This window comes from Ensifer sp. LBL, from assembly GCF_050435225.1.
Taxonomy (GTDB): domain Bacteria; phylum Pseudomonadota; class Alphaproteobacteria; order Rhizobiales; family Rhizobiaceae; genus Ensifer.
Map to the genome: position 1 here is coordinate 46,762 of NZ_JBNDJY010000008.1, position 12,532 is coordinate 59,293.

At 63.7% G+C, this 12,532-nt stretch carries 11 protein-coding genes; 8 read left to right on the plus strand and 3 right to left on the minus strand.

Annotation, left to right across the window (positions count from 1 at the left end; genetic code table 11):
• Positions 1–137: 137 nt before the first annotated feature.
• Together OKW20_RS27370 and OKW20_RS27375 are read right to left on the minus strand one after the other, a co-directional pair.
• Positions 138–509 (minus strand): hypothetical protein, encoded by a 372-nt coding sequence (locus OKW20_RS27370; protein WP_429177275.1) that lies wholly within the window; start codon positions 507–509, stop codon positions 138–140.
• Positions 510–651: 142 nt separating this feature from the next.
• Positions 652–2,364: a phosphoethanolamine transferase gene (locus tag OKW20_RS27375; protein WP_429177278.1), complete on the minus strand. Its 1,713-nt coding sequence runs from the start codon at positions 2,362–2,364 to the stop codon at positions 652–654.
• 271 nt (positions 2,365–2,635) lie between these two features.
• On the opposite strand from OKW20_RS27375, the gene OKW20_RS27380 reads away from it, so the two are divergent.
• From OKW20_RS27380 to OKW20_RS27415, 8 genes are all read left to right on the plus strand, one after another.
• Complete coding sequence (locus tag OKW20_RS27380; protein ID WP_043613363.1) at positions 2,636–3,310, plus strand: response regulator transcription factor; 675 nt, start codon at positions 2,636–2,638, stop codon at positions 3,308–3,310.
• Complete coding sequence (locus OKW20_RS27385) at positions 3,307–4,665, plus strand: sensor histidine kinase (RefSeq protein ID WP_429177281.1); 1,359 nt, start codon at positions 3,307–3,309, stop codon at positions 4,663–4,665. The genes OKW20_RS27380 and OKW20_RS27385 overlap by 4 nt, the downstream gene beginning before the upstream one ends.
• A gap of 168 nt (positions 4,666–4,833) precedes the next feature.
• The gene (locus tag OKW20_RS27390; RefSeq protein ID WP_402322241.1) at positions 4,834–6,000 is read left to right on the plus strand and encodes an HPP family protein; all 1,167 of its coding nucleotides are present in this window, start codon (positions 4,834–4,836) and stop codon (positions 5,998–6,000) included.
• Between the two features lie 180 nt (positions 6,001–6,180).
• The gene (locus OKW20_RS27395; protein WP_429177284.1) at positions 6,181–6,882 is read left to right on the plus strand and encodes a CerR family C-terminal domain-containing protein; all 702 of its coding nucleotides are present in this window, start codon (positions 6,181–6,183) and stop codon (positions 6,880–6,882) included.
• On the plus strand, positions 6,879–7,886 hold the full coding sequence (gene hlyD, locus OKW20_RS27400) for a secretion protein HlyD (protein ID WP_429177287.1): 1,008 nt from the start codon (positions 6,879–6,881) through the stop codon (positions 7,884–7,886). The genes OKW20_RS27395 and hlyD overlap by 4 nt, the downstream gene beginning before the upstream one ends.
• Positions 7,883–9,610: an ATP-binding cassette domain-containing protein gene (locus tag OKW20_RS27405; protein ID WP_429177290.1), complete on the plus strand. Its 1,728-nt coding sequence runs from the start codon at positions 7,883–7,885 to the stop codon at positions 9,608–9,610. The genes hlyD and OKW20_RS27405 overlap by 4 nt, the downstream gene beginning before the upstream one ends.
• The gene (locus tag OKW20_RS27410) at positions 9,607–10,755 is read left to right on the plus strand and encodes an ABC transporter permease (protein WP_429177293.1); all 1,149 of its coding nucleotides are present in this window, start codon (positions 9,607–9,609) and stop codon (positions 10,753–10,755) included. Before OKW20_RS27405 ends, OKW20_RS27410 begins: the two co-directional genes overlap by 4 nt.
• Position 10,756: 1 nt before the next feature.
• The gene (locus tag OKW20_RS27415; protein ID WP_429177296.1) at positions 10,757–11,869 is read left to right on the plus strand and encodes an ABC transporter permease; all 1,113 of its coding nucleotides are present in this window, start codon (positions 10,757–10,759) and stop codon (positions 11,867–11,869) included.
• Here the strand turns inward: OKW20_RS27415 and OKW20_RS27420 are convergent, their stop codons facing one another.
• Positions 11,870–12,472: an alpha/beta hydrolase gene (locus OKW20_RS27420; RefSeq protein WP_429116733.1), complete on the minus strand. Its 603-nt coding sequence runs from the start codon at positions 12,470–12,472 to the stop codon at positions 11,870–11,872. It abuts the gene before it with no gap.
• Positions 12,473–12,532 lie beyond the last annotated feature (60 nt).

Consider the following 12,532-nt stretch of genomic DNA (forward strand, 5'->3'; position numbering starts at 1 on the left):
TATAACATGCCTTTTGCCGAAAGGATGCAAGATGCCTCGGCCGCGACGCGAACGACAATTGGGAATGCGGATCGTGAGGGCGGAAACCTCCGGCGAAGTGACCAGGAGGTGGCAGTTACGTCACTGAGATGCTGATGTCAGCGTCGGGAATGGCCCTTGGCGATGGTCGAACTGGCAATCGACACCGGATCGCTTGCCGGGAAGGTATCCTCGAGCCCCTCGTCGAGTTGTTCTTCCATCGCATCGCGGTCATGCGCCTGGCGCGCGTTTGGCAAAGTTCCGCGGCGCATCCCTGCTTGGCCGCTAGAACCCGCGACCGCTTCGTCGGCAGCAATGGCGGCCTGCAGAATTTCCTTGGCCTTCGCAATCGCGTTCAACCGGTTGAGGGATCCAGCCTTGTCCTGGGGACACATCACTGTCACCACCTCCTCGCCGTCGCCTATGAATTCGACAGTGAAGCCTGAGCGACCGGCTCTTTCGGCAGTGACCTGCAGGCCGACGATACGCATGGAAGCTCTCCTTCCTTGAGTAGTCCCGAGGTTGCATTGGCCGTTTCGGCGGCGCCGGGACGGAATCGGGACGTCTTTTCAAGGAAGCACCGAGGCCGGTTTTTGTTCCGGCCACGGGCGAATTTTGAGGTAACGCTTGGTGCTAAAGGGCGCCCGGACCGCTTAAGGAACGCACGGGGCTTGCCGGCAAGTCGTTGGCCGTATCCGCCGCCTGGAACGTCGACCCGACGCCCGGCTTCTTGGTGCAGCTCGCAAAGGCATCGAGGCCCTGTTTGTAGACCTTGGTCTCGACATTCATCATGCCGAGCACGGTATGAAACAGGTTGTCGTGGGACTTCGGCTGGGCCGTATCCTTGGCGAGGCACGCCGTGTCGACACCCATTGCCGCCTGGTAAGGCTTCGAGAACCAGGCGACGAACGGCACCTGCGTCTGTTCGCGCGGTGCGATGGAATAGGGCGCCCCGTGCAGATAAATGCCGTTCTCGCCGAGCGACTCGCCGTGATCGGACATGTAGATCATCGCGCCCGCGATCTGGTCCTGATGCTTTTCCAGCAATCGGGCGACACTCGCCACCACATGGTCGGTGTAGAGGATCGTGTTGTCATAGGCGTTCGTGATTTCTTCAACCGAGCACTTCATCAGTTCGGGCGTGCGGCAATCGGGCGTGAAGCGCCGGAACTTCTCAGGGTAGCGCAGATAGTAGGACGGTCCATGGCTGCCGAGTTGATGGAGAACGATCACACTGTTCTTCTTCGTCGCCGAAAGCTTCTTGTCGAGTTCGCCGAGGAAGATCTCGTCCAGGCACTCGCCGTTCTTGCAGAGCGGGCTGTTCTTCTGGTCGGTCATGCTGGCGAAATTGATGAGGTCGGCGATGCCCTTGCTGCCGGTGTTGTTGTCCCACCAGGTGGTCGAAACGCCGGCACGCGTCAGCACGTTCATGAGGTTTTCCGTCGAGCGCGCCTTCCAGTCGCTGTACTCGTCGCGCGGGTAGACGGAGAACATGCAGGGCAGCGACGTTGCCGTCGCCGTGCCGCAGCTCGTGGTGTCGGTGTAGTTGATGACGCCAAGCGCTTTCAGTTCCGGATTGGTCTCACGGCCATAGCCGTTCAGCGAGAAGTTCATCGCGCGCGCCGTTTCGCCGGCCACGACCACGACCACCACCGGCTTGCCGGCCGCGGCAATCCGCGCACCCTGGCGCGCGTCTGTGCCGAGCGGCTGCACGACGATGTTGCGTTCCTTGTAGGTCGAGGATGCGTAGCGGACCGCCGCCGAGACCGGCCCCGTCGGATTGAACCGCTTCATCAGATCCTTGTGTTCGCGAATCACGTAGGCGACGTTTGCAAAGTTCGCGTAGACCAGCCCACCGCTGACGAGCAGGCAGGGGATGATCACTGCCAGGTTGATCGCGGCATTGGACAGGAAGGGCCGGTAGCGCAGCTTGAACCAGATCACCACCAGCGACGGGAGCACCCCGTAGAGCAGCAGGTGCGTCGCCAGACTGCCGGTCAAGATATGGCTGGCTTCGGCCTGTGTCGTTACCGCCGCGTTGCCGATCATGTCCTTGTCGATGATGACGCCGAAGGTGTCGATGAAGTAGGAGGCGGCCGCCGACACCATGATCAGGAAGATCATCACCGGCTTCATCACATACTTGACGGAGGCGAGTGTCAGGCCTGCGAGGGTCAGCAAACACAGAGCGGCGCTGAAGGACAGGAGCGCCGTGACGGAATCGTCGAAATAGGCGACCGTGTGTGTCCAGAAGGAATTGTTGGTGGCAAGCAGAAGATAGGCGCTGACGAGGGCGCTCAGCGAAATACTGCCGATTTCGGGGCGGCGAATACCTGAAAATGTCAAAACTGTACTCTCCTGCGGCGACTGCAAGAGCGTCAGGGAGGGACGTTGCAGTCACGGCCATTCAATCGAGATGGAGACCACGTGGCGGCCACCTGCTAGGTTGCAGCCTCCCCCTCAGCTGTTGAGATACGACGGACAAGCTGTCCAAACCCCGTCAAGATTGCTCTTTGTCCGGCCTATGCGCGCGCTGGTAGGTATCGCGCAGGCAGTTGGCAGCCCCGGCGAAAGTCCATATGGTCGGTAGTGGCCCCTGTAATATCGAGACGAATCAATGCGCCTGCTCCTGGTCGAAGACAGTCCGCGACTGGTTGAACTGGTCGGTGAAACCATGCGGGATGCTGGCTGGCGCCTCGATGCGGTTTCAAGCGTCGCCGACGCCGAAACGGCAATCGCGGCACGCGAGCACGACCTGGTGCTGCTCGACCTAGGGCTGCCCGATGGCGACGGGCTGTCGCTGCTTCGCCGTGTCCGCCAGGAATATCCCGGATTGCCGGTGCTGATCATCACGGCCAAGGGCTCGGTCGACGAGCGCATTGCCGGGCTCGACGCCGGGGCCGACGACTATCTCGTCAAGCCGTTCCACCACCGGGAACTGCTGTCGCGCTGCCGCGCCATGCTCCGGCGCAACCCTCAGGCCGTACAGCCGGTGCTCGAAGCCGGAACGTTGCGCTACGACCCGGCGACCGCCAATCTCACCTGCGACGGCACGGTGGTGCCGTTACCGCCGCGCGAGCGGTCGCTGATCGAGATCCTGATGCGCGAGGTCGGCCGTGTCGTGCCGAAGCGAAAGCTCGAAACGGCCCTTTCTGAATATGGCCAGGAAGTCACGCCCAATGCCCTGGAACTGGCGGTTTCAAGGGTGCGCAAGCGTCTGCAGCCGCTCGAAACCGGCGTGCAGATCGAGACGGTCCGGGGCATCGGCTATCTCCTCAGGCAAGCCCCATGAGGCGCCGAAACCCTTCGCTGATCGGTATCGTCTCCCGCCGCATCGTTGCCTTCTCGCTGCTGGCCATGGCGATCCAGATCGGCGTCGTCTTCGCGGACTACTGGTTCGACGACGACAAACTCAGCGTGCTCATGCTGCAGCAGGAAACCGAAAAGCTGATCGAGTATGTCCATGTGCGCGACGGCGTGGCGCATTACGAGCCCGATCGCGACGCACGCGAACGCTATCTCGACCAATCGGACGATAACGGCGCAATTTTCCTACGCATCCGCACTGCGTCCGGAGAGATGATCCATTCGAACTGCACGGCCGAATGTGCGCAGCACTTCCTGCCGCTCAATGTCGACGCGCCCCAATTCTGGAAACGCCTGATCGCGCCGGGCAAACCCTTCAGCGTTGCCGGCGGTCAGACCTTCGAACGGGGCGGCCTGGTCGTCCTTGTCGAACTCGCGATCCTCAACGACCCGAACGGTTTCATGTACGGCGCCCTGCTGCACGAGATGTTCGATTCGATGATCGTGCCGATGACGCTGATGTTCTGCCTGGTGGTCGGCGCGACCATCTGGTCGGTCCGCAGCGCCCTGCGGCCGGTCGCCATGGCCGCCCAGGCCGCCGATGCCCTCGACCCCCGCGACGGCAATGCGCGCCTGCCGCTGACACGAATGCCACAGGAGATCGCCCCTCTCGTCACCGCCGTCAACCGGATGCTGGCCCGCGTTGCCGATCTCATCCAGTCGCAGAAGCTGTTCTCCTCATCGATCGCCCACGAAATCCGCACCCCGGTGTCGATCGCCAAGATGGAGCTGAGCCGCATCGACGACCCGCGGGCGCGCAACGCGGAGCGCGATCTCGACGCGCTTACCCATATCCTGGAGCAGTTGACCTCGCTCGCGCGCTCCGACGCCGTCGATCCTTCCGCCTACCAGCGCACCAGCCTTTCTCAGATCGGCGCCGCAGTTGCGGAGGCGATCGCTCCTTTTGTCTTCGACCACGACAAGTCCCTCGAGTTCGTAGACGAAGGCACGCCGACGGTCACCGCCATCCCGGCGTTGGTCGAAAACATGCTGCGCAACCTCATCGAGAACGCCGTCAAGCATAACCCACCGGGAACCCGCATCGTCCTGACCTGTGGCCCCGGCCCGGTCGTCTCCGTCGAGGATGACGGCAAGGGGATGATCGACCTGCCGGAACACAACGAAGACCTCGGCTTTGTGAAGAGCTCCGGCCAGCTCGGCCTCGGCCTGAAGATCGTTAGGCGCATCAGCGAGTTGCACCAGGCAACCGTCGCTGTCGATACCACACCCGGCCGCGGCACTCGGTTCTCGATCGATTTTTCCGCCGCCGTGTCGGGCTAACGCGCCCGGCGAAAGGACGGCGCGCGTCCGCGTGTGCAGCGCACATTTTTTAGGCGCGATGCATATATTTCAATCCAACGCCGGTTTTTGGATGCGGATTTCATGCCCAACGCCGTGCCATGTGCTATTGGGCTGCGCAAGTTTGCACCTCCCCTCCCGAGAGGCTCCATGTCGAAGGCCCGCGCCTACATCAAGCGTTTCGTTCCCTCGCTCGTTCCGATCAGCCATCTGGAACGCCTGCGCGCGTCTTTGGGCGCGCTTCTCGGCATCCTGCTTACCGGCTTGATCAGCACCTATGCGCTGGGCGCCGGCGCCAGCCTGCCGCTGTTGATCGCACCGATGGGCGCCTCGGCCGTGCTTCTCTTTGCCGCTCCGGCAAGCCCGCTCGCCCAGCCCTGGTCGATCGTCGGCGGCAACACCGTCTCCTCGCTGATCGGCGTGACCGCGGCGTTGCTGATCCCGGATCCGGTCATTGCTGCCGCAGTCGCCGTCGGCCTTGCCATCGCGACCATGCTGCTGCTCGGCTGCCTTCATCCGCCGAGCGGGGCGGTGGCGCTGACCGCCGTGCTCGGTGGCCCGGCGATCCATGAGGCCGGCTACTGGTTCGTCCTCTCGCCGGTCGCCATCAATTCGGTCGTCATTCTCCTGATCGCGCTGGCGTTCAACAACGTGACCGGCCGTCGCTATCCGCACCTCGCGCAGGCGCCGACGCTGCATGGAACAAGCGACCCCGCGCCGACGCACAGGCTCGGCATCGTTCCCGAAGACCTGCAGGCCGTCCTCGCCCAATATGGCGAAGTGGTCGACGTCAGCCCGGACGAACTCGACGCGCTGATCCATCAGGCGCAGATCCGCGCCTTCAACCGCCGCTCCGGCGAAATCACCTGCGCCGAGATCATGTCGCGCGACGTCGCCACGGCCACGCCGGAGACGACCCTGCGCCAGGCCTGGCAGACCCTGATCAAGCATCACATCAAGGCGCTACCGGTCGTGACCGAAAAGGACGGACTTGTCGGCATCGTCACGCAAACCGATTTCATGAAGCACGCGATGGTCACGCCGCAGGGCGGCATCCGCCAGCGGCTCGGAAACGTCATCGGTTTCGGCCCGAAAACGCCGCGGCTCGTGTCCGACATCATGACCCGCAAGGTGCAATCGGCCTTGCCGGAAACCATGATCGCCAAACTCGTGCCGCCGATGTCCGACATGGGACTGCACCATATGCCGGTGGTCGATCCGGACAACCGGCTGCTCGGCGTCGTGACTCAATCGGACCTCATCGCCGCCCTCTTCCAACGCCGCCTCGAACGGGGCGAAGAGCGCGACGTCGCTTAAGCAGCAAGGCCGGCCTGAAAATTCTTCGCCAGCACAGCGGCCGGTAGCACGAACCGGCTGCGCGAACTTTGCACGACATGCCTTCGGCAACACTGCCCTATCGACCGAAGGCACGTCGCTGTCTTCAACAAAATTCATTCGATTGACTTAATCAATGGAATGATGTAATTTCAGCATGTCATGAAAAAAGAAACCTCGCCCCGCCCGACGAAGCAGGACCGCGGAGATGCCACCCGCGAGAAACTGCTGACCAGTTCCATCGACGTCTTCGGCCGCTATGGCTTTGACGGCGCCACCACCCGCATGCTCGCCGAAACGGCCGGCGTGAACCTCCAGGCGATCCCCTACTATTTCGGCGGCAAGGAAGGCCTCTATGTCGCCGCTGCCGAGCACCTTGCCTCGATCATCATCGACCACGTCGCGGACCTCCGAAACGCGGTTCTGGCCCGCCTTGCCCATCTCGACAACCAGGGCCAGCCGCTCGAAGCTCACGAAGCCCGCGACATGCTCAGGCAGTTGGCGCAGCACATGGTCGCCCTCTTCGTCAGCCGTCAGTCCGAAAGCTGGGCGCGCTTCATCATCCGCGAGCAGATGGAGCCGACGGAAGCCTTCGAGCGCGTCTATGCCAACGTCATGGGCCCGATGATCGGCATGGCCGGCCGGCTGGTTGCCACCATCCTTGGCGAGGCTCCGCAATCGGAACAGGTCCGGCTGAAGACCCTATCCTTCGTCGGCAGCATCCTCGTCTTCCGCATGGCCCACGCAGCCGTTCTTCGGCAAATGAAATGGCAGGCGGTCGGCCCCGACGAGCTCGACCTCTTGCGCCGGCATGCCGCCGAACTGGTCGCGGCCATTGGAAGCAAGCGGGAGGACCGGTCATGAACAAGCCAGCAATAGCGCTGATCCTGATCGCCGGCGCCGCGGCCGGCGCCTGGTGGTTCGACGTTCCCGAGCGGCTCGGCTGGATCGGCAAGGAGCAGACCTCGGTGCTCTACGGCAATGTCGACATCCGGCAGGTTTCGCTTGGCTTCCGCGTCAGCGGCCGCATCGCAAGCCTTGGCGTCGACGAGGGCGACACGGTCAAGCCCGGAGACGTTCTGGCGACGCTGGATGCCGTCCCGTTCGAGCAGGCGGTCGCCGCGGCGCAGGCCGATCTCGGCGCGCTCAGAGCCAACCTTGCAAAACTGAGGGCGGGCGCCCGCCCGACCGAAATCGCCCAGGCGCGCGCCACCCATGAGGAGCGCCTGGCCGATCTCGAAAACGCCGATCTCGCCTATGAACGCGCCCGGCAATTGCGCCCGAACGGCACCATCTCCCAGGCCAATCTCGACGAGGCGAGCGCCAACAGGGCGGCGGCCGCTGCGCGCGCCACCTCCGCCCGCGAGGCCCTGGCGCTCATCGAAGAGGGAAGCCGGATCGAGGATATCGAAGCGGCCCAGGCGCAGGTGCTTGCCGCCGAAGCCAAGCTCGAAAGCGCCCGCACCTCGCTTGCCGACACCCAGCTGTTTGCGCCGAGCGCCGGCACGGTCCTGTCGCGGGTGCGTGAAGCCGGCGCCATCGTCGCGCCCTCCGACACCGTCTACGTCGTTTCGCTGAACGAGCCTGTCTGGGTTCGCGCCTATGTGGCGGAACCGGACCTTGGCCGCGTGCATCCCGGCATGGCCGTCGAGGTCACCTCCGACAGTGCTCCGGATCACCGCTATAAGGCGACGGTCGGCTTCATCTCGCCGGTCGCCGAATTCACGCCCAAGTCGGTGGAGACACCGGAACTGCGCACCGATCTCGTCTACCGCCTGCGCATCGTGGTCGACAAGCCGGGGGCCGATCTGCGGCAGGGCATGCCGGTGACCGTGCATCTGCCGGAAAAGGCTGGAGCGGCGCCATGAGTGACGAGGCGCCGTTCGTTCGCATCGCCGATGTGGTCAAGCGTTTTGGCGATGCTCCGCCAGCGCTCGACCATATCGCTGGCGAGATCCTCGGCGGGCGGATTACCGGGCTCGTCGGCCCTGACGGTGCCGGAAAGACCACGCTGATCCGGCTGATGACCGGGCTGATGGTGCCGGACGAGGGCAAGGTCGAGGTCCTCGGTTTCGACACGATGACGAATGCCGCCGATATCCAGGCGGCCATCGGCTACATGCCACAGCGCTTCGGCCTCTATGAGGACCTTTCCGTTCAGGAAAACCTCAATCTCTACGCCGACCTCCGCGGCCTGCCGCTTGGCGAGCGTGCGGCAACCTTCGACGAACTGCTCGAATTTACCGACCTCAAGCGCTTCACCACGCGCCTTGCCGGCAAGCTCTCCGGCGGCATGAAGCAGAAGCTTGGCCTTGCCTGCGCCCTGCTGCGCAAGCCGAGGCTGCTGCTGCTCGACGAACCGGGCGTCGGCGTCGACCCGATCTCGCGCCGCGATCTCTGGAAGATGGTCGAGAACCTGACGAAGGAAGGCATCGGCGTCGTCTGGTCCACGGCCTATCTGGACGAGGCGGAGGCCTGCGACAGCGTTCTGCTCTTGAACGAGGGCAAACTCCTGTTCACGGGCAGTCCCTCCGAGCTGACCGCCAGGGTCGCCGATCGCGTCTTCAAGATTTCCGGCATCACGCATGGGCGGCGCCAGAAGCTCGCAAGCTATCTCGACGGCGACGATGTCGTCGACGGCGTCATCCAAGGCGAAGCGATCCGTCTGGTCATGAAGCCCGGGACCAAGCCGCCGGCCCCGGACGAACATTCCGCAGCGGGCGTTGCGACCACCACGCCGCGTTTCGAGGACGCCTTCATCGACATGCTCGGCGGCGGCCCCGGCGGCCGCTCGAAGCTCGCGGAAACCCAGACGCCCTTCCCGACGGACAACGGGCGCCCGGTCATCGAAGCGCGCGGACTGACGAAGCGCTTCGGCGATTTCACTGCCGCCGACGCAATCACCTTCGACATACCACGCGGCCAGATCTTCGGGCTCTTGGGTCCGAACGGGGCCGGCAAGTCCACGACCTTCAAGATGCTGTGCGGGCTGTTGAAGCCAACCGCCGGCGAGGGCCGCGTCGCCGGTTTCGATCTGCGGCGGGACGCCGCCGAGGCGCGCAACCGGCTCGGCTACATGGCGCAGAAATTCTCGCTCTACGGCGATTTGAGTGTCGGCCAGAACCTGAGCTTCTTTGCCGGCGTCTACGGCCTATCCGGCGCGCGCAAACGCGAACGCATCCAGTTGATGACGGAAATCTTCGGCTTCGCCCGCCTGCTCGACATGTCGGCGAAAGATCTGCCGCTCGGCCTCAAGCAGCGGCTGGCACTCGCCTGTGCCGTTCTGCACGAACCGGAAGCGCTGTTTCTCGACGAACCGACTTCCGGCGTCGATCCCATCACCCGACGCGAGTTCTGGACCCATATCAACGGCCTCGTCGAGAAAGGCGTGACCGTCCTCGTCACCACCCACTTCATGGACGAGGCCGAGTACTGCGACCGCATTTCGCTGATTTATCGCGGCCGGTCGATCGCGCTGGGTTCTCCGGACGAGTTGAAGGCGCAGGTCGCCAGCCCCGAGCATCCGGACCCGACGATGGAGGATGCCTTCATCGCCCTGGTCCAGGGCTCGGAGGAGAAGGAGGCCGCATGAGCGCGCGCGCCACAACGACCGAGGGCCGGGCCACGAGAGCCAGACGCTTTGCCGCGCTGGTGCGCAAGGAAAGCTATCAGATCGTTCGCGACCCGAGCAGTATCCTGATCGCCTTCGTGCTGCCGATGATCCTTCTGTTTCTCTTCGGCTACGGCGTCTCGCTCGACACGACGCAGACCCGCATCGGCCTCGTCGTCGAGGAGGAAGCGCCGTTGACGCGGGATCTCGCCGCCGGTTTCCAGGCGTCACGCTACTTCCTTGTAACGGTCGGGCGCGATCGGCGTGATTTCGAGGAGGATCTGGTGCTCGGCCGCGTGCGCGGCATCATCGTGATTCCCGCAGGGTTCATGGCGGACTACGCCGCCGGCCGGCACCCGAATGTGCAAGTGCTCGTCGATGGCTCCGATCCCAACACCGCGAACTTCGTCCAGAACTATGCTCAGGCGACCGTTGCCAACTGGGAGCGCCAGCGGCTGAGCGATGGCGCCGGCCGGCCGCCGGCGATTTCCGCCGAGCAGCGCTTCTGGTTCAATCCGGAGCTCACCAGCCGGAACTTCCTGGTGCCGGGCTCGATCGCCATCGTCATGACGCTGGTCGGGACGCTGCTCACCTCCCTCGTCGTTGCGCGCGAATGGGAGCGCGGAACGATGGAGGCGATGATGGCAACGCCGGTTTCGGCAGCCGAGCTCCTTGCCGGCAAGCTGCTCCCCTATTTTATTCTCGGGCTCACCTCGATGACGCTCTGCGTACTGCTTGCCGTCTTCCTCTTCGGTGTCCCCTTTCGCGGCTCTGTCGCAGCGCTCTATGCACTGTCGGCGACGTTTCTGATGCCGGCGCTCGGTCAGGGCCTGCTGATTTCCGCGGCGACGAAGAACCAGTTCCTCGCCTCGCAGCTCGCGTTGATTTCGGCGTTTCTTCCGGCCTTCCTGCTCTCGGGTTTTCTCTTCGAGATCAATTCGATGCCGACGGTCATCCAGTGGATCACCTTCATCGTGCCGGCGCGCTATCTGATCCCGAGCCTGCAGACGGTGTTTCTGGCCGGTGATATCTGGCCGATGTTCGGCAAGTCCATTGCCGCCATGCTCCTGATCGGCAGCGTGTTCTTTGCGCTCGCTGCTCGCAGCACCCGCAAGAGGATCGGCTGAGATGTGGTGGACCAGACTGAAAGCCCTGATCGTCAAGGAATTGCTGGCGGTGCTGCGCGACCCCAAGGGGCGCACCGTGCTGATCGTGCCGCCGATCCTGCAGCTTCTGGTGTTTTCCTACGCCGCGACGCTCGAGGTCACCAATGTCGACGTGCTGGTGCTGAACCGCGACAACGGCCACTGGAGCCAGGATCTGATCGAGGGGATCGACGGCTCGCCGACCTTCCGAAGCATCCGCTTCACCGACAGTCCACAGGAGGTGCGCCTGGCGATCGACACTCAGCAGGTCATTGCGGCGATCGAAATCGGGCCCACCTTCTCACGCGATATCGAGGCCGGCCGGCCGGCGGAGGTGCAGGTCATCCTCGACGGCCGCCGCTCCAATGCGTCGCAGATCGTCTCCGGTTATCTCGGCCGCATCGTCGGCGCGCTTGCCGCCGAGACGCCCGCGGGCAAGCGCTTGGCATCGGGGGCGGTCACGGTCGTTGCCCGCAACTGGTTCAATCCGAACCTTACCTATCAGTGGTTCATGGTTCCGAACCTGGTCGCCAGCATCGCGCTGTTGATCGGCCTGATCGTGACCGCGCTGTCGATCGCGCGCGAACGCGAGTTGGGGACGTTCGACCAACTCATGGTGTCGCCGCTTCGAACCCATGAGATCCTGATTGGCAAGCTGATCCCGCCGATGATGATCGGGCTCTTCCACATCACCATCTATATTCTGGCGGCCGTCTTCATCTTCGGGGTACCGCTGCGCGGCTCGCTGCTGTTGCTCTATGGCAGCGCGGTGTTCTACCTGGCCTCCGTCGTCGGTCTCGGCCTGTTCATTTCGGCCCTGTCGATGACGCAGCAGCAGGCGATCCTCGGCGCCTTCCTGTTCATGGTGCCGGCGATGCTGCTTTCGGGTTTCGCCACGCCGATCGAGAACATGCCGTCCTGGCTGCAGCCGATCACCTATGTCAATCCGCTGCGCTACTTCCTCGTGATCGTGAAGGGCGTGTTCCTCAAGGACATTCCGGCGGTCGAGGTGGCGCGACAGACGATCCCGCTGTTTCTGATCGCCATCGTCACCCTCTCGGCCGCCTCCTGGCTTTTCCGTCGCCGGCTGGAGTGATCAGTCCTTCAGGAAGCGCGCGATCGCCGCAATCTCATTCTGGCGGATGTCGTGCCCGCCCGAATGCCACTCGGTCTCGGTTGCGGCACCCTGTCCCTGGAAGTAGTCCGCGAGTGCCTGGGTCAGCGGCGCCGGGCAGATCGGGTCACGCTCGCCGGCGGTAATCAGGACGCGACGCCCCTTCAGCGCCGCATTGTCCTTCGGGCGGAACGGGATCAAGGGATGCATCAGCACTGCCTTGTCGAAAACACCGCCTTCGATCAGAACGTTGGCGAGAATGTTCGCGCCGTTGGAATAACCAAGGCCGATCACCTGTGAAGCCTGATGCTCCGCAGCCAGCGCCTTGACGAAGCCCGCCATCTTCTCGGTGGCGCGGGCAAGGTCCGCCATGTCGTAGACACCCTCGCCGGTGCGCTTGAAGAAGCGTGCGGCGCCATATTCCGAAACGTCGCCACGCGGCGAAACGATCGTCGCTTCGGGTAGAAGCTCGGATGCGAAGGTGAAGAACTGGTTCTCGTCACCGCCAGTCCCGTGGAACACGAAGAATATCGGCTGGCCGGGCTTCCCGGCCTTCAGCTTGTGAACATAGCCATGATCTACCATTTTTGTCTCCTGGGGCAGGTCTCCGAACGGGTCGATGCCGCATTCGAACCTGCCTGATTT